Raw genomic sequence first — 22,104 nt, 5'->3', positions numbered from 1 at the left:
ATGTCTATCGGTAATTATCTTAAATATAGCAAATACCTATTCATTAAAGATAATGTGTTACCGATATATTTTGTTTTCTTTATTACGGACAGGTGCACAGCTAATTGCAGGCATTGCCTAAGAGGAGGCTTTTTATCCCAAAAAGAAGAGTTGAGTTTAGATGAAATAGAGAAAATATCACTGGGCATGGGCGATCTTCTTTTCTTTCTGCCTACCGGAGGAGAGCCGTTTTTAAGAAATGATTACGCGGAAATAGTAAAGCTCTTTTTTATGAACAATAAAGCTAAGAATGTAGGCTCAGCGACCAACGGCTCTCTTACCGATAAGATTGTAGATACGGTAATAAAGGTTTTGAAGAGTTGTAATGGCATAGATTACGCTGTTGATATTTCAATAGACGACATCGGAGAAAGGCATGATTATATCCGCAGGGAAAAGGACTTGTTTGAAAAGGCCGTATATACATATAGGGAATTAGAGAAAGTAAAGAAAATCTATCCAAAGTTTAACCTGAATATTGGAATAACGATTTCTTCATATAATCAAGATAATTTAGATGAGATTTACCGATTTCTCATATCCGGTTTAAAGGTGAAAAATATAAATCAGCTATTAGTCAGAGGAGAAGCGAAGGAGCCTGTTTCTAAAAATGTCGATATAAATAAGTATGTATGTTTTAGCAGAAGGCTTGAAAACATTAATAATAATCTGACCGGTTACAAGGGCTATGCGTTTGCTGATTTCGTAAATGCCATGAGGATTTATCGCAGGCGGATTTTAGAGAAGACAGTCAGGGAAAATAAATGGCAGTTGCCGTGTCTGGCTGCAAATCTTGGCGCGGTTATGTTAAGCAATGGAGATGTCTATCCCTGCGAACTCCTGGAAAGAAAAATCGGAAATATAAAGGAAGCGGATTTTAATTTTAAAGAATTATGGTTTAACAGCCAAGCCCGCGAGATAAGAAAATTTATAAAAGAGACAAAATGTTTCTGCACTTATGAATGTTTTTTAACGCTCAATACCTTTTTTTCTCTAAAGACTTTCCCTAAAGTTTTACGAGAGTGGCTAAGGATTAAATTTAACCGATATTTTTTATAAGTTACCCATGGACATTTTATTAGTCAGGCCGGTAGATATCACAAAAAAGAATTTTTATTGTACTCCATACCTGGGGTTGGGGTATCTGGCGACTGCAGTGCGAAAGAAAGGTCACAGTGTAAAAATTTTGCATTGCCTCAAAGAAAAGATGGGTCTTGGCGATTTTACGGCTTACGTACGCAATAGAAGACCATCAGCTATAGGTTTCACATGCGAATCTTATGATGTAAGATCGGTTCAGGAAAGCATTAAAGCTGTCAAGGATACAGATAGAAGCATTCCGGTTATCATAGGGGGCGCCCACGTATCTGCCGTGCCTGAAGTCGCAATGGAGGTGGATTTTCCAAATGCTGATTATGCCTTTAGAGGAGAAGCAGAAATCGGATTACCGATGTTATTTGATTCTCTGAATAAAAAATTAGATATAGAAGCCGAGAAAATTCCCGGGTTAGTATGGAGAGATAACGGGCGCCTCCGTATTAACCCCCAGATTTTTTATGAAAATGTTGATGAACTCGGCATTCCCGCATGGGACCTTATGGATCCGCGCGAGTATGAGTCTTCGCCTTTTCACGGTTTTGCCAGAGGTTTTCCTCTGGCCCCCATGATTTCTGCCAGGGGTTGCCCTTTCCCTTGTACTTTTTGCAGTACAAAACACCAGATGGGGCAAAGGGTGAGGCATAGGAGCGTATCGTTGGTACTTGAAGAAATGAAGTTATTGATTAATAAATATGGCGTAAAAGAGATACAATTCTTAGACGATTGTTTTTCTGTTAATAAGAATAAGGTAATAGAAATTTGTAACGGGATATTAAATGAAAATATAAAAATAAACTGGCAGTGCCCAAATGGCTTGCGGGTAGATACTATTGACGAAGAAATGCTCCGGATTATGAAGCGCGCCGGATGTTATCATTTTTCGATTGGCATAGAGTCGACAAATCCCGATATCTTAAGGAAGATGAAAAAGAATATTACCCTTGAATTAGTGGAAGAAAAAATTGCCCTAGCTAAAAGAGTAGGAATAAGGGTTACCGGTTTTTTTATCTTGGGTTTCCCGGGTGAGACCGAAAAAGATATCAAGCGGACAATAAAATATGCCAGAAGCATTCCAATTGATAAGGTATTATTCAGTAACTTCTGGCCTTCCCCCGGGACAGAAATTTATGAGAGTCTCAGGCAACAAGGAAAAATTACCAAAGATAAAATAGGCACGCATTACTTTAAGGCGACATTTCCTCCGGAAGGGATGACCTCGGAGCAGCTAAAAAAATACCAATTAATTGGTTTTGCTTCTTTCTACCTCAGGCCCAGGATTATTTTAAGCATTATGGAAGAGATATCTTCTTTTAACCAATTTAAGAACTTGCTTAGAAAGCTGTTTAGCCTTATCACTATGAGATAGATGAAAATTATCTTTATTATACAGGATACGTTGATAAGCGAATATATCGGCGCTATGGGCATTGCTAGCGTCCTGAAAGAATCCGGGCATCAGGTTGATCTCTTGAGAACAAAAAGGGATCATGTTTCTAAAATAATCAGCAGATTAAGGGCGTTAAATCCGGATATCCTGGCGTATTCCATAATGACGGGAGAGCATGCGTATTATCTTTCATTGAATAAACAGATCAAGAAAGAAGTTAAAGCATTTTCCATCTTTGGAGGCGCACACCCCACTTTTTTCCCCGAAATGATAAATTCAGAAGGCGTAGATGCTGTTTGCGTAGGAGAAGGGGAATATCCGATGCTTGACTTGGCTAATAGTATAGAAAAAAGATTGCCCATAAACGAAATCAAGAATTTGTGGATTAAAGAAGGAGAGAAAGTTTATAAGAACGACGTTAGGCAAGCCCTGGAGAATTTAGACGAATTACCTTTCCCGGACAGAAACTTTATATATAAAGACGATCTTTTTCTAAAAAACAATAAAGTTAAGCTATTTTTATCGGGGAGGGGTTGCCCGTTTAAATGTACATACTGCTTTAATGAACAGTATAATACTATTTATAGAGATAAGGGTACGATTATTAGAAGAAAAAGCGTAGGTTATTTTATTGAAGAGATCGCGAGAGTAAAAAAGGATTATCCCCTGGAGTTTGTCTGGATTAATGACGATACGTTTCCTATGGCCCCGGAAAATTGGTTGGCTGAATTCTCAGAGATGTATAGGCATAAAATAAATCTTCCTTTTAACTGTAATGTAAGGGCAAATTTTGTAAATAATGATACCGTAAAGCTGCTAAAAGACGCAGGATGCCATTCTGTTTGCATAGGGGTTGAATGCGGCGATGAGGAGATCAGCCAGAGAGTATTGAGGAGAAATTTATCTAACGAGCAGGTATTAAATGCCATTTATACATTAAAGAAAAGCGGGATAAATGTCGCCACTTTGAACCTGAATGCCTTGCCGGTAAAAGACCCTTTAAAAGCAGACTTAGAGACTTATAAATTGAATATTAAATATAAGCCAAGCCTTGCGATTTCTTCGCTTTTATATCCTTATCCCAAAACCTCCATCGCGGAGTATGCCATAAAGAATAATTTTTATGAGGGCGATTACGATAATGTTCCGACGAGCAACAAAACAGAAACGGTGTTCAGGTTCTCAAAAAGAGAAAGAAGGCAGTTACAAAATTTCCAGAAGCTATTTGGCGTTGCAGTGGAATTCCCATTTTTGTTCCCGATAATTAAGTTTTTGATAAAACTCCCTTTCCACGGGTTTTATTATTATATTTTTTACGGATGGTACGGTTATTGTTTTAAATGGCGGATAATGCCTACCAGGAAATCATTAAAGGATGTATTTGTTCTTTTTAGACAAGCCTTGAATTATATCGAGAATCTAAAACCCGTAAAGATAAATGATTAAAAAAGATAATATCTGTTTGTCGGTGATTATGCCTGTTTACAATGAAAAGGATCACATCCTGAATATTATCAAAGAGATAAAGAAGGTGCCTATTAATAAAGAAATAATAATTGTTGATGACGGCTCGAATGATGGGACCATAGAAATTTTGAATAATCTAAATGATAGAGAGATAAGAGTATATCACCACCCGATTAATATCGGTAAGGGGGCTGCCATAAGATTAGGGCTGTTTTATGCCAAAGGGGATATAATGATAATCCAGGATGCCGACTTAGAATATAACCCGCAGGATTATTTATCGTTAATTAAACCCATAATTTCAGGTGAAGCAGAGGTTGTCTACGGAAAGAGGCAATTTGAATCGAATAAGACAAAACATCTGCGGTATTATTGGGGGGGGCAGTTGATAACAAATATTGCCAATTTTCTTTACGGAATTAAGATTTCTGATGAGCCTACCTGCTATAAGGTCTTTAAGTCGGAGGTTCTAAAACAGATGAAGCTAAATTGCATAGGATTTGAATTTTGTCCTGAGGTTACCGCCAAAATTGCCAAGAAGGGTATAAAAATAATTGAAGTTCCCATATCATATAATCCAAGAAGCATGAAAGACGGAAAGAAAATCAGATGGTTTGATGGACTCAAAGCCATTTACGTCTTATTAAAATATAAGTTCACTGATTAAAAAAGGTTTATGGACATTATTTTTATAAATCCTCCGTTGACTTTAAAAGAAAGGTTTGGGAAATTTGCCCCGGCAGGAAATATTATGCCGCCTCTTGGTTTATGCTATCTTGCTTCGGTATGTCGCGAAAAGGGATTAAAGACAGAAATCATTGATGCCCCCGCAGAAGGCCTCGATGTCCTACAGACAAAGGACAGGGTTGTTAATAAAAATCCTCGTTTTGTAGGAATAACCGCGACAACTTTATCTATTCTTAATGCATCGAAGGTAGCGGAATCTATAAAAAATGAAACCAGGGATATCGTAATAGTTATCGGAGGCCCGCATATATCTTCTGTTCCGGAAGGCACATTAACTAAGTATCCAAATTTTGATTTTGGTGTTATTGGCGAAGGCGAAGAGACGATTATCGATTTAATCTATGCCTTGAAAGGTAATTATGATGTTGAAAATGTCAAGGGCGTAATATACCGGAATAAAAACGGTTTTCACCGGACGGCAAGAAGAGAAAACATCGAGGAATTGGATAGCTTGCCTTTGCCTGCCTGGGACCTTCTTCCGAACTATCCTTATTCGTATAAACCTTTAGAAATAGCTATGAGCGATAGATTACAGGGTTCCATCATAACCTCACGCGGATGCCCCTATAATTGTAGTTACTGCCCTAAAAGCGTATTTGGAAGGACTGTTAGAAAGCATAGTATCGGTAGAGTAATAGAGATGATTCGGGAGCAATATGATAAATATAATGTTAGGGACTTAGAGATATATGATGATGTTTTGATATTATCGCGGGATAGGATTATAGAATTGAGCCGTCAATTGATAGCTGAAAGATTCAACCTTGTTTGGTCTTGCAATTCGACCATAGGTTCGGTAGACAGGGAAACCCTGGAATTAATGAAGAAGGCCGGTTGCTGGAAGATTGCTTTTGGTATAGAGAGCGGAGACCAAAGGATATTGAAATTCATGAACAAGCATTTAAATTTAGATAAAGCCAGCGAAGTTTTAAGAATTTCAAAGAAGGTCGGGTTTGTAAACCGCGGATATTTTATAATTGGTTTTCCAACCGAAACTAAAGAATCGATCAGAAAAACAGTAAACTTCGCCAAAAAGGCAGACTTAGATATAGTTCAGTTTAATTCTTTCACTCCTTTGCCGGGTTCTCCGATCTACGATACGATAAATCAATATGGTAAATTTGACAATAACTGGGATAAGATGAATTTTGTAAATTCTGTATTTATCCCCGATGGTTTTGATAAAGAAATGCTGGAAAAAATTATACAAAATGCCTACAAAGAATTTTATTTACGCCCTAAAATAATTCTATCGTTTTTAAGAAGGATTAAAAAAATATCTTCCTTTTATAATTTATTTAAAAATTTTTTAGCTTTTTTAAAGATAGTTCATACGAATGAGTAAAAAGAAAATAGTCCTTATTTCCACTTTTCCCGATATTCAGGCTTACGGCATAAGGATGGTCTCTTCAACACTTAAGAATGCGGGGTTTGAAACAAATTTAATATTTCTCAATGCCTCGTTCGGGACGCTATATAGCGAAGACGTATTGAGGCAGGTTTCGGATATAGCGGGCGATTCGCTTTTTGTAGGCATATCGTTGATGACAAACTTTTTTGAGAGAGCCAAGCAGGTTACTGTCTATTTAAAAAAACACCTGAAGATACCGGTTGTCTGGGGAGGGATTCATACGGCAATAAAACCCGATGAGTGCCTTAAGTATGCGGATATTATATGTATCGGCGAAGCGGAAAAGGCAATCGTGTCCCTAGCAGAGAAGTTAATAGTTTCTGCGCAGCCAGCCCAGATAGACAATTTCTGGTTTAATATCAACGGGAAGACAGTAAAAAACAGGATTGTGCCTTTTATAGATTCTATCGATGGTTTACCATTTCCTGATTATGAATACGTTAACCATTTCGTTATTGATAAAAAGAGATTAATACCCATGGATTTAAAGCTCATGGAAGAGTATCTGGGTTATGAATATTCAACGATAGCGACCCGCGGCTGTTTTTACAATTGTACTTTTTGTGCCAACAATTTTTTTGAGAAGAATTTTAATATGCCGGGAAATATGAAGCTCAGAAGCGGTAAAATGCAGGATCTTATAGAAGAACTTGCCCGGATTAAAAAACACCTAAACTTTATAAGGATTTTTAAGTTTGCTGATGACTTGTTTATGGCCTTGCCGGAAGAAACCTTAAAGGAATTTTGCAGGCTATATAAAGAATCTGGTTTAGGGTTGCCTTTGGATATTACTGGAGTCCACCCTTTAATTTTGAAAGAGGATAAATTTAAGTTATTGGTGGCTGCTGGCCTGAAATATGTGCGTATGGGTATTCAAAGCGGAAGCCATAATATCAGAAGGCTTTACGGAAGAAGCGAGTCAGATAATAAGATATTGGAAAGCGCCGGTATAATCCATAAATATAAAAACCGCCTTAAAGCTATCTGTTATGATTTTATGGTAGATAACCCTTGGGAAACGACCGAAGACATAAAAGATTCCCTCAGGCTTTTAGTACAAATTCCAAGGCCCTACAGAATTAACCTATTTTCTTTGACGCTTTATCCGGGCACAGAACTCTATAATAAGGCAAAACAAGAAGGGATAGTGTCCAATGAAGGGTTTCAAATATACGATAAACATTATCACGATAATGTAAATACCTCATATTACAACGGCCTATTTAAAATAATTCCCATATACAGGCTTCCTAAAAGATGTTTTATTTTTTTAATTAATCACAAATCGAACCTACTGGCTAAAATTATCTGTTTTATATTGTTGAAAGGGATTAATCCCGTTGTCCGTTTAGCGAGGTTGAAATACCTCATAGACGAAGGGGTGCGGGATGCGGTGAGCGGGGATTTTGAACGTGTAAATAAGTTTATATTTAGACAGTCAAAGGTCGTCCATTAATATCTTAATAAAATGAGCTTAGATTTACGCCTTTTATTCAGCAATCATCTGTATATCGGCAAAAAACTGGAACTGGAGAGGGTTAAGAAATTTTGCCCCTTATTAAAAGGTAATGTTTTAGATATCGGTTGCGGTGAAAAACCTTATAAAAGATTCTTGGGCAAGGATAGCCGGTATTTCGGGATGGAATACCAGGAATATTCGCGTAAGCCAGATGTATTTGGAAATGCCAACAAGTTACCATTTAAGGATATGGTTTTTGATGCGGTTTTATTCAATGAAGTTATCGAACATATCCCTGACCCTAATATAGGTTTGGGGGAGATATACAGGGTGCTCAAAAAAGACGGCAAGCTTTTTCTTACCGCACCCATGTACTGGAGGCTGCATTATGTTCCGCAGGATTACTTCAGGTTTACAAACTACGGCTTGACTTATATTTTAGAAAATAATAACTTTCGTATTTTGGAAATAGAACGAATGGGAGGTTTTTTTTCTATAGTTTTTATTAGGTTGATAGATATTTTTGTTACCAAAATATTTTTTAAATTCGCATCTTTTTTATCAGTTGAACGCGGTAAATACCGTCTTGCTGCGTTATTAATGAGTCCGTTTTCTTTTATAGGATATTACCTGGGAAGGTTCCTTGATATGCTTGATAAGGATGATGCATTTCAATGGGCTGTTTTTGCCGTGAAAAAATAAATAGGTAGGTATAAAAATGTTTCCAGAATATATAGCGCATTTCTTGGATACTTATCCGTTTTTTCGATATAAATACATATACGATCAAATCGTTGATATTGATGGTAAGAAAAGCGTAGTTATTGTTGAGCGGTTTCTCGGCAATCCTATACATAACAACCTTTATTATTTCAGAAAGGTTATTAATCATAAGTGGTTGCAAAGAATAGATAACCTGCTGATAGACAGGATCCCGTTTACTAACGATTTGTATCTGAAATCTTTGCATAAATTCTATAGAGATAAATTGGAGCATTTAAATACAATACTGCTGCATGCACATTTTGGCATGGTTGGGTATAAATTGTCAAAAATAAGGGAAGAACTCGGTGTCCCTTTAGTAGTTACATTTTATGGTAACGATATTAGCTATTGTCTGAAAAATGATAGGTGGCTTAGACGGTATGCCGACATGTTCAAGGTAGGAGATAGATTTATAGTTTTATGTAATGAGGCGAGAGACCGCTTAATAGCTTACAAGTGTCCTAAAGAAAAGATAAGATTATGGAATATCGGGCTGGATCTTGAAAATTATCCTTATCAAGGGAGAAAACTGGCCAAGCCGACTAAATTTTTGACAGTCGCAAGATTTGTAGAAACTAAAGGCTATCCTGTTTTGTTAAAGGCCTTTTCCAGTCTTTTGAAAGATTATAAAGATATCACGCTAACCCTGGTCGGGTTCGGCCCATTAAAAAAACACATACTCCGGCTTATGCGCGATTTGAAAATACAGGAGAATGTATCGTTGATAGATACCGCAGGGTTTTCAAATTTCTATTCGTTTTTTAAAGATATACTCTATACGCACGATATTTTTGTTCTACCATCGACGATTAGTAACGCAGGGGAAGACGAGGGGGGGCCTGCGTTAACAATGATATATGCGCAATCTACTGGGTTGCCAGTAATATCCACTCCTTTTCCGGGGGCAGAAATAAGCGTGATAGATGGCAAAACCGGATTGTTATGCAAACAAGACAACTATGAATCTTTGAGAGAAAAAATGAGCGATTTGATTGATAAGGCCAGTCTAAGAGAAAAAATGGGTTTAGAAGGAAGCATGCTCGTTAAGCAAGAGTTCTCCTTTATTTCACAGATGCATAAATTACACGGCATTTACGATGAATTATTATAACACTTGAGATGGATAATTTGGAAGTAGATTTTAAGGGTAAGAATGTAATGGTGACAGGGGGGCTTGGTTTCATAGGGAGCAACCTTGCGCATAAATTAGTTGAATTTGGCGCGAACGTATCGCTCGTCGATTCACTTATGCCTGATTACGGAGGAAATCTGTTTAATATTCATGGTATTGAAAATAAGGTTTCGGTAAATATCTCTGATGTGCGAGACGAAAACAATATGCGGCTTTTAGTTAAAGAGCAGGATTATATTTTCAATCTTGCCGGACAGGTCAGCCATTTAGATAGCATGAAAGATCCATTCACGGATCTTGAAATAAACTGTAGGGCCCAGCTTTCTATTCTTGAGGCATGTAAAAAAAATAACCGCGATGCAAAGATCGTTTTTACCAGCACCAGGCAAGTTTACGGAAAACCCGATTATCTCCCGGTAGATGAAAAACACTTACTTCATCCTATTGATATAAATGGAATTAATAAGATGGCCGGTGAATGGTACCATATCCTCTATAATAATGTTTATAACATCAAAACTACATCTCTGCGCCTGACAAATACTTATGGCCCCAGGCTCCTTATGAAACATAATAGGCAAGGTTTTGTGGCGTGGTTTGTACGTCAAGCAATTGAAAATGATGAAATAAAGATATTTGGAGATGGTAACCAAATAAGGGATTTTAACTATGTTGACGATGTAGTAGGGGCGTTACTATTGGTTGGCGCCAAAGACGAAACAAGCGGGAAGATATACAACCTAGGTAATACTGAAAGGATGTGTCTTCGGGAATTCGTAAGGGTACTCATTGATGTTTGTGGCAGCGGTACATATACAATCGTGCCTTTCCCAGAGGAAAAGCGAAAAATTGACATCGGGGATTATTACGGAGATTTCAATAAGATAAAAAAAGAACTTGGATGGGAACCTGTCATTTTTGTCCGCGAAGGACTCGAAAGAACGATTGAGTATTACAAGAAATACAGCAAGTATTACTGGTAGTAAGGCATCGGTATATAATATCTAAACATTAAATAAAAAAAAATAGAAAAACAATTTGAGTGTGAAATTGCGGCCTCTCAATAAATAAAATTACGATAGATTTAAGATGAATTTCCTGAAGAGTAGTACCATAACGCTTTTAACGAGAATATTTGTGTTTATTTGCGCAATTATTATTTCAGTATATGTAGCAAGATTTTTTGGACCCGAGGCCAAGGGGGCATACTCGCTTTTAATACAGACAATCTCAATTTCGGTTTTGTTGGGTATGTGCGGAATTGATAACGCTATTGTTTATAGTTTAAGTAAGAATGAAAGCTTGAAGAAAGTATACCCAAATATTATTTCATTTACTTTGATAAGCGGAGTTTCTATAACGTTGCTACTTTTCTTTTCAAGCAGATTTTTGAAATCCACTCTTCTCAGGAATATAGATACTTCTCTTATTGAAATTTCAATCTTAACAATCCCATTTATGCTTTTTAATAAATTATCGATAACTGCTATCCTTGGGCTTAATAAGATCAAGCAATTCAATACTTTTAAAATAGCGTCTGCAATAGTGACCTTAATAAGTTTTTTTATTTTGGTAATAATTTTTAAATGGGGTATTAAGGGCGCGATATCTTCTATTCTATTTACTGAAGTTTTTATGAGTTTGTGGTATGTATATGTTATTTCTAAAAAAGTAAAGATTAAAATTAATTTCGATATTAACTTTATACAGAAATTATTTAACTATGGCATTCGCGGTTTCTTGGGCCCGCTTTTATTGATGGCGATATTTAAAATAGATTATTATATACTTAACATGTTTTCAAATATTAGAGACGTTGGTTTTTATTCGGTTTCAGTTGGGTTTGGAGAGATGCTTTTTTTTATCCCGGAAGCTATTGGGGTAGTGCTCTTTCCAAAGCTGGCAAGTATGAGCCATATAGATAGCAATAAAAAAACGGTTCAGTTGCTGCGGTTTTTCTTTTTGATGATGAGTATTATAACATTATTACTGTTTTTGTTTTCACGCGAGATCATGGTGTTTATTTATGGCATCCAGTACGCTTCTTCTGCGTATCTAATGCGGATTATGTTGCCGGGTTTTTTCTTTCTGTCTTTTTATTATCTTTATTTTTCATATTTTTATTCACGAGGAAAACCCGAGGTAGTCACCGTGATCCTATTTGTAACAACAATAATAAAAACTTTATTATCCCTTGTTTTAATACCGAAATTTGGTGTTCAGGGCGCCTCTTTCGGTACCCTTATATCATATTTAATTTGTGGTTTTATATTTGTATTAACATTTTTAAGGTATTCTGGCGAAAACTTAAAAAGCATATTTTTTATTACAAGCTTAGATATAAGATATATCTTATCGCATATGCCCATCAAAAGGCTAAGGGATCGAAACGCTTGTGATATAATGAAGATGCGAGAATAGCCGGTTGTTATTGATCAACCCTATTTGAATAATAAATAAGGTTTAACGAGCAGTTTGATTTAATAATTACGGGTACCTAAATTATTCCATGGCCGGTAATTTAAGAAAATGTTTTTTAAAAATCTCGGTCTTTATAAGTTACTATCTTTTTTATTTCTATGCCTTGAATAAAAACTATTCAAAAATTGTTTTTGGCTTTAAGGATACAAAAAGAAGCAGCGGCTTAATTGATACGGAAGATAAATTATTACAATATCTAAAAATTGAAAAAAACATAAGAATAGAAGAATATTATAATTATTCTTTAGAGAATAATTATAAGTATAAGTTCGACTATCAGCTTTTTTCGGAACCTAAGCTTGAAATCCTCAGAAACGAATATGCCCTGGAAAAATTGGTGGAGCCTGGTAGAAACGAATTAGCCAAATTTGAAATATTACAGGATTGGGTACGGAGGCAATGGGAATATGGCTATCCGGGCAAGCTATCGCGTGATTATGACGCTATCGATATATTAAGAAAAGCCAAAAGGGGGGGGAAATTTTGGTGCAGTGAATACGCTGTTGTGTTTATTCAATGCGCATTAAGCCTGGGCTACCAGGCAAGATACGTGGCCCTAGGTAAGGGCCATGTGATCGCAGAAATATGGTCTAACGAGTACAAGAAATGGGTTATTATGGACCCTACTTTCAATATTCATTTTGAAAGACAGGCAATCCCATTGAATTGTTTGGATTTGTTTGATTCCTTCAATGGTAATCAAATCGGTGAAATTTGCGTTATAGAGGGAAACTATAAACCAGAAGATATATGTATTAAGTTCGGAGAGCATGAACTTGTAGGGATTTCAATTAAGAACTATCGTCATAAAACCATGGATTACTACGCAGGCGGGTTCTCTGTCCGGATGAGAAATGATTGGTTTACGAATAAATATCCAAAATTACATCCAAAAGGAAATATGGTAACGAATAGCATCACGTGGATTGGCTCAAAGGGCAGAGCAGCTATAACAAATGAACAAAAAGATATCTATTTTCCATTAAACGTGACTACGATTGGCCTTGAAAGAACAAAGGGTGGCAATTTCGGATTTAATATTTTTTTAAATACCTTCACGCCAAATTTTTCTCATTACATTGTCAGTGTTGATGAAAAACAAAAAGAAACAACGGAGAGTAATTCTATCGGGTGGGTATTGCATAAAGGCAAAAATGCATTCAAAGTTACTTCCGTTAATAAGTTTGGCGTCAAGGGAGTAAACAGTTTTATCAGTTTATTTTTAGAATAATCAATGAAAATAGCTCTGCTGGAAATAAAGACGGACAAAAAAGAGTGTATTAATAAGGATTTTATGGGCGGATATGGCTGGGCTTTTAATGTTGGGAATTCCTTCAGGGCAAATCTGATTAACAGGGTAAAAAAATGGGGTGAGAGTTTACCTATTATGTCGTTGGGATATCTCGCTTCAATTTTTTATAATAATGGGCACCGTGTAGAACATTTAATCAATGAGGTGCCCGATTCCGATATGGTGATAATTCCTTCTTCCATGGTTGACTATAAGCATGAAATCAACTGGGCACGCGAAATCAGAAGAAAGGGGATCAAGGTAGGTTTTTTTGGTCCATTTTCCTCTGCGATGCCTGAGCTTTTTTTGAAATATTCTGATTTTGTAATAGGGGGGGAACCCGAAGAGATAGCCGCAAAAATTACTGATAAGTGTATACCGCAGGGGTTCGTGAAAAGTAATCCCGTAAAAGACCTTGATACGCTTCCTTTTCCTAAATGGGATATTTTTAATATTTCCGCATACTCATATGTCCCGGCTTTAAAAGAAGTCCCGTTTCTGCCGATTTTATCAAGCCGGGGCTGTTCTTTTGCATGCAGTTATTGCCCTTATCTGGTTAATTATACGTTCAGGGAAAGAAGTTCCGAAAATGTATTGGAAGAAATAGGGTATCTGGTCGATAGGTTTAAAATAAAAGGCATGTTATTCAGAGACCCGATTTTTTCTCTTAACAAAAAAAGAACCGTAGAAATTACCGAAGGCATGATGCGGAGAAATTATAAAATAAAATGGGCCTGCGAAACAAGGTTGGACTTATTAGACGAAAAACTTATCGATATCTTGTATGCATCCGGTTTGAGAGTGATAAATGTCGGTATCGAGTCTGCGGATAGCGATGTTTTAGAAAAAGCGACGAGAAAAGCCATTTCTATGGAACACCAGGAAAAGATTATAAGATACTGCGAGAAAAAAGGCGTCAGGGTTACAGTATTTTACATTTTAGGTTTACCGGATGATACGGAGGAAAGTATTGCCAAGACCGTTGGATATGCAAAAAAACTCAATACGCATGTGGCGCAGTTTTTTATTTTTACCCCCTTTCCGGGGACAAAATATTTCGAAAGCATAAAAGACCGGCTTGAAGAAAAGGATTGGGAGAAATTTAATTGCTATACGCCGGTCATCAGGCATAAGAATTTTACGAAGGAACGGTTATTGGAATTAAAAGAAAGAGCTTTCGTGAGTTACTATTACAGGCCTGCCTGGGCTTTAAAGTTTATCAAACGGGTGATTAGAGATGTCTGGAATTGATTGTACCGGGAATAAAAATGTTTTGATTACCGGAGCAAGCGGGTTTGTCGGCGGGCATCTTGCAGCTGCCCTTTGCGCAGAGGATTATTGCGTAACTATTTTGGTTAGAAAAAACAGTAATCTGCGGTATTTACATAATAAAAAAATTAGAATTATTTATGGTGATTTACAAAATAAGGCATCTTTAGATTCAGCTTTAAAAAATATAAATATCGTAATTCACTCTGCTGCATTAATGAGCGATAGAGACCGCGCTTCTAAAAATGATTTTTTTGAAACTAATGTCAGGGGCACCAAAAACCTGATTAGCTCTTGCCTTAATAAAGATGTAGTAAGGCAATTTATACATATCTCTACGGTCGGGGTATACGGCCGCAGAGACGGTATACCAGTAAATGAAAACCATGGCTACGGGAATAACCTTTCTTTATATGAATGGTCAAAAGTAGAGGCAGAAAAGGTTGTTTTGAAATATTCGGATAGGGTACCACTGACAATACTGCGGTTAGGGCAGCTATATGGACCGGGGATGGTCTATGGCTGGACTAATGTTATGGAAATGATTTATTCCGGAAGAATGAAAATCATCGGTAAGGGGAAGTCTTTAGTTCATTTAACGTATATTGATGACGTTGTTAACGGTATAAAAATGGTTATCGGTAATGAAAATTGTTTAGGCCAGATATTTAATATGTGCTCAGAGAATGCTTGTAGACTAAGCGAAGTATTCGAGACGATAGCCGAAGTTTTCGGTAAACCTTGCCCTAAATCAGTGCCATATTATCCGGTCTACATATTATCACGCCTTCTTGAAGTTATTCCGGATTATCTTAAGCCCAAATCACTGGCTTTATTAACTCCTCATAGAGTAAGATTTTTTAAAGATAATCATATTTACGATATTAGCAAAGCAAAAAAGTCTTTTGGCTACAATCCTACATTTAATTTACGAGAGGGTATTAAGAGAATGGCCGAATGGTATCTTTCTCAGGCCCAAGGCACATAGACTATATTCAAGGAGGTAGTTAAATATGCGAGTTATTTCTTTAGTAATACCGGTATTTAACGAAGAGAAGGGGTTAGATATTCTTTATAAAGCGGTTTGCGGAGTCATCAATAAGAGAGAAGAAACCTTTGAATTAATTTTTGTTAATGACGGAAGTTACGATGGGTCTTTGGAAAAATTATTAAATATACACAAATCTGATCCTAGGGTTAAAATAGTCGATTTCTCCAGGAATTTCGGGCATCAGAACGCATTATCAGCGGGGATTGACTTTGCAAGAGGAGATGCGGTGATATTGATGGATGCAGATATGGAAGACCCTCCTGAAAAAATTTATGACTTTCTGGAATATTGGAAAAATGGCTACGATGTGGTATATGCGATTAGGAAAAAGCGCAAGGTAGGGGTTATAAAAAGAACGCTCTTTGCTCTATACCATAAGCTTAATACCATAATTTCCGATATTGCAATGCCGGATGCCAGCGGAATTTTCGGTTTAATGGATAGGAAGGTTGTCAATATAATAAGAAGGATACCCGAAAAAAACCGATATCTGCCGGGATTAAGGGCGTGGGTAGGTTTGAAACAGATGGGTTTGGAAACCGAGAGAGGTAAGAGATATGATAAGAACCCACGGGTTTCCTTTGCCAAATTGATTAAATTGGCCTTTGATTCTTATATTTCTTTTTCCAAGATACCCTTAAAAATTGCCAGTTTTTTGGGAATTTTTTTCTCTTTTATAAGTTTTATCGGCATCCTAGTAATTATTTTCTTAAAATTAACCGTTGGCATCCAGCTTCGCGGATGGTCATCAATTATCGCACTGATTCTTCTTGTTACGGGTATCCAGCTAATAACAATCGGAATTATTGGGGAGTATATCGGCAGAATTTTAGATGAGACTAAAAATAGGCCCCTATATATAGTTAAAGAGATTATTGGATTTGAGAACCAAATATATGAATAACCGCAATAAATACAAGCATACGCGTAAGGCGCTTTTGTTAGTTATCCTGCTCACGATTATAGGAATGATCTATATCTATCCCGACCTTAGGTTTATTCTTGAATCCGGTAAGCACTATAAAGGGATAGGGTTTACAGGGACATCGGAAGAACTTTGGTATCTCTCAAGACTTAATGGAATTTATAAGGGATCAGTTAATTTATCTGATATCTACTGCTTTGAACATCAAAATGACCCGTGGTTCAGACCATTCATAGGAGAGTTTATTGTCGGCAATATAGGCAAGATGTTTGAAATAAGCGTTGTTAATCTAGATATCCTGGCGAGCGCTATTCTAAATATAATACTGAGTTTTCTGATATTTACTTTTTCATATCAGCTGTCTAAATCTGTCAGATTAAGCATTATTTGTAGTTTTGCTATTATGCTGGGCTATAATATTTTTACGACAAATGCGCATATATTAAAAGAGGTCTTTATTGCAGGTAATTATGCTAAACCACTTTGGTTTTTAAGGCCTTTATCCCCCCAGTTTTACTACATCCCGTTTTTTATAGCCCTTGTTTATACAAACCGGGCAACAAATCTTTCGGCAAATAAAAATAATATAGCGATAGCCGGAATAACTTTGGGCTTGTTGTTTTATTGCAATGTGTACTATTGGACATTTATTTATGCTGGATTAGGGGTGTTATTTTTTTCATTTTTCTTGATAAAAGAAAAAAGAGGCGCATTAAATGTAATTTACATTTATGCGATTTCCATTATTATAGCAATACCATATTTGATATCGGTTTTTAAAGTAATAAATAATCCTGCCTATGGGTATTTGCAAAAAAATTATATGATGGCCGATTCCCATAAAATTTTCTTATACGCCCCTTATACGATACCCGCTGTATTTATAAGTATTTTACTTGTAACTTTTAAACATAAATCAAGATTTTTTATCGCCTCTTTTCTTATTGGCGGGATCATATGTCTAAACCAACAAGTAGTTACAGGTAAAATCATGCTTCAGCAATGGTCATTTTATACCAATAAAACATTTCTCATAATATCGATAATCGTGTCGGCAAAGCTGATATTGGATGGTATCGGGAAACTTAAGCTTATCCGCTACAATTTTCTCAATAATGAGCTCTGTAAAACAGCGCTATCCGCCATAGCAGTGTCAGTTTTTATTATTCTAGCTTTTCTGCAGCAGGATAATTACTACCGTATAAATAAAGAATATTTTTTAGAAAAACAAAAAATCGCAGATGTATATAAATGGCTTCGGGAAAATACTAATAAAAGCAGCGTGGTTCTTACCGACCCTTATCAAGACTTTAGCAGCCATTTGACAAATTATCGGTTTTTATTAACTTATACGAATAATTTTAGCTATATAGCTGAGCCGGCATGTATGCTGATATCCAAAGAAGAAACAACCTACCGGATATTAGCATCGCTTATATTTTTAGGCTATAGTAGAGATGATATCGAGAACTATATTAATATGCTAAAACAATTTTATAAATCCGCAGATCCCAATAATTGGATATATTCGCCCTCAGAAGGTTATTATAAAATAATAAGAAATGAATATAATGTATTGGAGAAAGGTAACCCTGTTGATATGGTCAGAAAATACAAGATTGATTATATTTTAGTTAAAAATAAAATTGCGTCTAAATTAGCAAGTAAATACGTTAATAATTTAATAGTGGCTTATCAAGATACCCACTATACGGTTTTTAATCTCATCTGATATAAACATGTCGAAAGCCTTTTTCTTAATTGCTACCGTACTTTTTGCTGTTTTTTATATCAGGCGCCGCTTTAAAGAAGACAGCAGGTTTTTAATTATTATTTTTACTGTTGCACTAAGCATGAGAATAATTTGTGCAACTGTTATCTTTTTATCCAGCTTGTATGGAGGAAACGCCGGATTCTTTAGCGGTGATGAAAGCGTATATTATAAGAAGGCGGTCAATATGGCTATCGCGGGAAGCATGTATTCAAAGAATATCTTCAAGGATACCCCTGAACTAGAGCAGCGTTTATTTGGAATAAACCTATTTTCAATACTAGAATCAATATTAATATTCGTATTTGGCCCGTCTTTACTTTTAATAAAATATTTTAATTCTTTTGTAGGCGCTTTGTTACCGGTGGCCATTTTTTTATTAGCAAAAACAATTTTTGATAACAAAAGAGTTGCAAAAATATCAGCTATTTTAGTCACTTTTTTGCCATCTATGGTTATATGGTCCTCGGTTGCAATAAAAGAGCCTCTTATTATGCTAATAATAGCTTGTATCTTTTATTATTATATAGAGAATCAGAAGAGATTTAGTTTTTTATATTTGGTTAATATTGTTGTTTTGAGCATAGCCCTCTTTTATATACAAAATAACGCCGCAGTTATATTAATAGTAATTTATAGCGGGCGGTACATATTTACAAAATTAAGCAAGTTTATGAAAAAAGAAATATTAGCTCTAATATTTATCTTGATAGCCAGTTGTGTATTTTTTACCAACCAGAAGGCCGTCGGACGTAAGTTGTATGAAATGGCCGAGCGTCAAGCCCTTCAATATAGGGCAGGGAACGAAAAGAGCTCAAGATATCAACTTTATCCCCATAAGGTATTTAAAACATTTTATTTTAATTTCTACAATCATCTAATATTGCCAAAGGATATTTATTATACTGATATCAAAAAGGTCGGGCCTTATTACGTAAAAAATAGCATAAGAGAGATAAGATGGGCGAGTTTCTTCATTTCGTATTGTAAGGGCTTAATATACGTATTATTTTCACCTTTTTTTTGGAGTGTCAATTCGGTTTCGCAGCTTATGATTTATCCGCAAGCAGTTTTTTGGTGGGGGATAATGCCTTGTATTATTTATGGCATGATTTGGTCTATAAAATTTAAGAGAAAAGAAACCGTATTCATAATATTATTCATCGGGATATTTTATTCGGTTTTAGCTCTGACTGAAGGAAATGTCGGAGCTTTGTTAAGGCATAAAGATTGGGTGACTCCTTTTTGCCTTATGTTTGCAGCCATCGGGATTAGCAAATTTATATTCGGGAGGTGTGCATGCCGCATTATTCCAGAATGAAAATTAGCCTGGTAACTCCGCCCTTTGATTTAATTAGGTCCGCATACGCGTCGAGTTCAAAAATTAAAAGAGGGAATTTGCCGCCTTTAGGGATAGGCTATCTTGCCTCTTCATTAAAGGCGAATGGTTTTAATCAAATAAAGCTGCTTGATGGCACTTCTATGGGTATTAATGAAGAAGAATTTATAGAATTAGTGCTTAAAGATTCCCCTGATTTGATAGGTATTTCCTGTATGACTGCCTCATCTCATGAGGCTTTCCGGTTAGCCAGAAAAATTAGAAAACTATCTAATGTTTTAATTGTATTTGGGGGGCCCCATGTCACAGATTTTGGTAAAGAAGTTTTGCTCGAAGAAAAAGCAATTGACTTAGCGGTTGTGGGTGAGGGCGAAGAGACAATAGTTGAATTATGCGATAGGTTAAATGCAGGTAAGGAGCTGTCAAATATTAAAGGTTTGATATTCAGGGATAAAGACGAAATTATTGACAATGGGCCCAGGGTATCGAAAGGGCCGCTCGATGATATCCCTATGCCCGCATGGGAATTATACGATAATACCCTTTACTGCCCGCTGCCGAATTCTTATAAAAGGCTTCCTTCGGCAACAGTAATTACGGCGCGTGGCTGCGCCTATAGAAAGTGTGCTTTTTGTTACACGGGGGGCATGCTGGGCCAACCTTTCAGAAGGCATTCTATCAAAAGAGTTATTGAAGAAATTAAAATACTTGTGAATAGCTATGGAATGAGAGAAATTCAATTCCTCGATAGCATATTTATTTTAAACAGGCAATGGGTAAAAGAATTTTGCGAAGCGATAATAAGGGAAAATATCGATATTACCTGGAATTGCGGCGCTAAGGCGGATTTGGTTGACCCTGAAATACTCGAGATTGTGGCCAAGGCCGGATGCTATTCTATTTTTTATGGACTTGAATCAGGGAATCAGGATTTATTAGATATCATAGAGAAAGGAATTACTATACAACAAATCAAGGATGCTGTGAAATGGGCACACAGGGCAGGAATAGATACCCGCGGCTCTTTTATATTGGGTCTTCCGGGCGAAACTCCTCAGAAAGCAAATAAAACTATAGACCTTGCGATTGAACTTGATTTAACGTATGCACAATTCAATTTAGCTTTCCCTTTTAAAGGTACAAAACTGTATGATTTCGCTTTAGATATGGGTTCTGTTTTCGAATATAGAGGATTGACTAAGGCTACGTACGTTCCCCATGGTTATCGCGATAGAGATGAACTGGAAGCAGTTATGAGAAAGGCATATTTCAAGTTTTATTTCAGGCCGGCTTATTTTATGAAACATTTAAAAAGATTAAAAAACTTTAATGAATTGAAACGTTATTTTGACGGCCTTAGGTTTATAATCGGTATAATATTTAATAAAGCGATGGGGAGAAAATGACGCTGAAACAAATTAATAAAACTGTATCTGGGTTAATTTCAAGCGTATTTTTGAAAAGTTAAAAATGCCTGTCTTTTCTATTATACTGCCTGCCTACAATAATTCTAAAGAATTAGAACTTCTTTTAGCGTCTATTCAAAAGCATTGTTTAGATATTAACAAGCATGAAACTATTGTTGTAGATGACGGCTCAAAAGACAATTCTATTGAATCGGTATGCAGGAATTTTGTATTTATAAAGTATCTGCGTTCCGAAACAAACAATGGTGTGGCAAATGCCAGAAATCTAGGTGCGCGCCTAGCAAAGAACGATATTTTAATATTCATTGATTCGGATCTGATAGCGCAATCTGATTTTATAAGTATCCTATCCGAAAAATTTAGAAATCATGATGTTATTGCCGTCAGCGGTACCTTAAGCAGCACCCCGGCAAATCCAAGCCTTTATAGAGACTATTGGGGATTATATAAAGCCTTCCATATGCCCAAAGGGCGTTATACGAGCCTTTTTACGGGAGCGTATGGGGCTATCAGAAAAGATGTTTTTTGGAAGGCAGGCGGGTGGGATGCAAATATGAGAGGGGCCTTAAAAGAGGAATACGAATTTACTGCGCGGCTTGAAAAATTGGTGGCTAAGATCCATTATGAACCGAGGTTTGAGGTAAAGGTGCATTGTAACGGTTTTTGGAAATTAGTTCCTGAAAATTATAGAAGGGCCAAGAAATGGTGTATTATTTTTTTATATAGGAAAAAATTTGATGATTATACTTCTACTTTTTCTGGTGGCATGTCGTATGTTTTAGGCACATTTGTCGTTATCTCAGGGATTATTGCGTTTCTGGCGCCTAAATTCATTCTTTTTTTTATTTGCGCCTTACTCTTATACCTAACCGTTATTTTTAAATTTTTGGTATTTATTGTAAAGAAAAAGGGGTTGTTGTTCACTTTACTATCTATATACTTTCATCTGGTTTCTTCGTTATTTATATTTTTCGGAGCAATGCAGGGGTTATCTTATTGTTTTTTAACAGATGCCGCAAAAAGAAAGGCTATAAACAGCTAAAAA

Annotated in this window: 19 protein-coding genes; 18 read left to right on the top strand and 1 reads right to left on the bottom strand. The window is 36.2% G+C overall.

The features are described 5' to 3' along the window. The 15 genes from PHV44_01360 (at position 1) to PHV44_01290 (ending at position 18,254) form a co-directional block, all read left to right on the top strand. Positions 1-1,098: a radical SAM protein gene (locus PHV44_01360; GenBank protein ID MDD5591931.1), complete on the top strand. Its 1,098-nt coding sequence runs from the start codon at positions 1-3 to the stop codon at positions 1,096-1,098. Between the two features lie 7 nt (positions 1,099-1,105). Continuing rightward, complete coding sequence (locus PHV44_01355) at positions 1,106-2,503, top strand: radical SAM protein (GenBank protein MDD5591930.1); 1,398 nt, start codon at positions 1,106-1,108, stop codon at positions 2,501-2,503. Beyond that, on the top strand, positions 2,504-3,970 hold the full coding sequence (locus tag PHV44_01350) for a radical SAM protein (GenBank protein ID MDD5591929.1): 1,467 nt from the start codon (positions 2,504-2,506) through the stop codon (positions 3,968-3,970). Further along, on the top strand, positions 3,963-4,658 hold the full coding sequence (locus tag PHV44_01345) for a glycosyltransferase family 2 protein (protein MDD5591928.1): 696 nt from the start codon (positions 3,963-3,965) through the stop codon (positions 4,656-4,658). The genes PHV44_01350 and PHV44_01345 overlap by 8 nt, the downstream gene beginning before the upstream one ends. 9 nt (positions 4,659-4,667) lie before the next feature. Next, on the top strand, positions 4,668-6,083 hold the full coding sequence (locus PHV44_01340; protein ID MDD5591927.1) for a radical SAM protein: 1,416 nt from the start codon (positions 4,668-4,670) through the stop codon (positions 6,081-6,083). Beyond that, positions 6,076-7,605 carry a radical SAM protein gene (locus tag PHV44_01335; GenBank protein MDD5591926.1) on the top strand — a complete coding sequence of 510 codons (1,530 nt, stop codon included), beginning with the start codon at positions 6,076-6,078 and terminating at the stop codon, positions 7,603-7,605. The genes PHV44_01340 and PHV44_01335 overlap by 8 nt, the downstream gene beginning before the upstream one ends. 12 nt (positions 7,606-7,617) lie before the next feature. Next, positions 7,618-8,310, top strand: a complete 693-nt coding sequence (locus tag PHV44_01330; GenBank protein ID MDD5591925.1) for a class I SAM-dependent methyltransferase — start codon at positions 7,618-7,620, stop codon at positions 8,308-8,310. Between the two features lie 16 nt (positions 8,311-8,326). After that, entirely contained in the window at positions 8,327-9,484 is a 1,158-nt protein-coding gene (locus tag PHV44_01325; protein MDD5591924.1) for a glycosyltransferase, read from the top strand. An 8-nt stretch (positions 9,485-9,492) separates the two neighbouring features. Next, positions 9,493-10,488 (top strand): GDP-mannose 4,6-dehydratase, encoded by a 996-nt coding sequence (locus PHV44_01320; GenBank protein MDD5591923.1) that lies wholly within the window; start codon positions 9,493-9,495, stop codon positions 10,486-10,488. A gap of 106 nt (positions 10,489-10,594) precedes the next feature. Further along, the gene (locus PHV44_01315) at positions 10,595-11,926 is read left to right on the top strand and encodes an oligosaccharide flippase family protein (GenBank protein ID MDD5591922.1); all 1,332 of its coding nucleotides are present in this window, start codon (positions 10,595-10,597) and stop codon (positions 11,924-11,926) included. A gap of 88 nt (positions 11,927-12,014) precedes the next feature. After that, positions 12,015-13,217 carry a transglutaminase-like domain-containing protein gene (locus PHV44_01310; protein MDD5591921.1) on the top strand — a complete coding sequence of 401 codons (1,203 nt, stop codon included), beginning with the start codon at positions 12,015-12,017 and terminating at the stop codon, positions 13,215-13,217. Positions 13,218-13,220: 3 nt separating this feature from the next. Then, a complete protein-coding gene (locus PHV44_01305; GenBank protein ID MDD5591920.1) occupies positions 13,221-14,528 on the top strand; it encodes a radical SAM protein in 1,308 nt (435 codons plus the stop codon). After that, positions 14,515-15,534 carry an NAD(P)-dependent oxidoreductase gene (locus tag PHV44_01300; GenBank protein MDD5591919.1) on the top strand — a complete coding sequence of 340 codons (1,020 nt, stop codon included), beginning with the start codon at positions 14,515-14,517 and terminating at the stop codon, positions 15,532-15,534. The genes PHV44_01305 and PHV44_01300 overlap by 14 nt, the downstream gene beginning before the upstream one ends. A 25-nt stretch (positions 15,535-15,559) precedes the next feature. After that, a complete protein-coding gene (locus tag PHV44_01295) occupies positions 15,560-16,501 on the top strand; it encodes a glycosyltransferase family 2 protein (protein MDD5591918.1) in 942 nt (313 codons plus the stop codon). Then, positions 16,494-18,254, top strand: coding sequence for a hypothetical protein (locus tag PHV44_01290; protein ID MDD5591917.1), 1,761 nt, complete (start codon positions 16,494-16,496; stop codon positions 18,252-18,254). Before PHV44_01295 ends, PHV44_01290 begins: the two co-directional genes overlap by 8 nt. A gap of 207 nt (positions 18,255-18,461) precedes the next feature. Here PHV44_01290 and PHV44_01285 read toward each other — a convergent pair whose 3' ends face one another. Beyond that, positions 18,462-18,731 carry a hypothetical protein gene (locus tag PHV44_01285; GenBank protein MDD5591916.1) on the bottom strand — a complete coding sequence of 90 codons (270 nt, stop codon included), beginning with the start codon at positions 18,729-18,731 and terminating at the stop codon, positions 18,462-18,464. Between the two features lie 235 nt (positions 18,732-18,966). Between PHV44_01285 and PHV44_01280 the strand changes: the two genes are divergently transcribed. The 3 genes from PHV44_01280 (at position 18,967) to PHV44_01270 (ending at position 22,101) form a co-directional block, all read left to right on the top strand. Then, positions 18,967-19,614 carry a hypothetical protein gene (locus PHV44_01280; protein ID MDD5591915.1) on the top strand — a complete coding sequence of 216 codons (648 nt, stop codon included), beginning with the start codon at positions 18,967-18,969 and terminating at the stop codon, positions 19,612-19,614. Then, positions 19,593-21,038 (top strand): radical SAM protein, encoded by a 1,446-nt coding sequence (locus PHV44_01275; protein MDD5591914.1) that lies wholly within the window; start codon positions 19,593-19,595, stop codon positions 21,036-21,038. Before PHV44_01280 ends, PHV44_01275 begins: the two co-directional genes overlap by 22 nt. A gap of 64 nt (positions 21,039-21,102) precedes the next feature. Continuing rightward, a complete protein-coding gene (locus PHV44_01270) occupies positions 21,103-22,101 on the top strand; it encodes a glycosyltransferase family 2 protein (protein ID MDD5591913.1) in 999 nt (332 codons plus the stop codon). Positions 22,102-22,104: the final 3 nt, after the last annotated feature.

The organism is Candidatus Omnitrophota bacterium, assembly GCA_028717245.1.
In the GTDB taxonomy this organism is placed as follows: domain Bacteria; phylum Omnitrophota; class Gorgyraeia; order Gygaellales; family Profunditerraquicolaceae; genus JAGUYA01.
The sequence above is the reverse complement of the archived record's forward strand: the minus strand, read 5'-3'. Positions and strand labels throughout refer to the sequence as shown.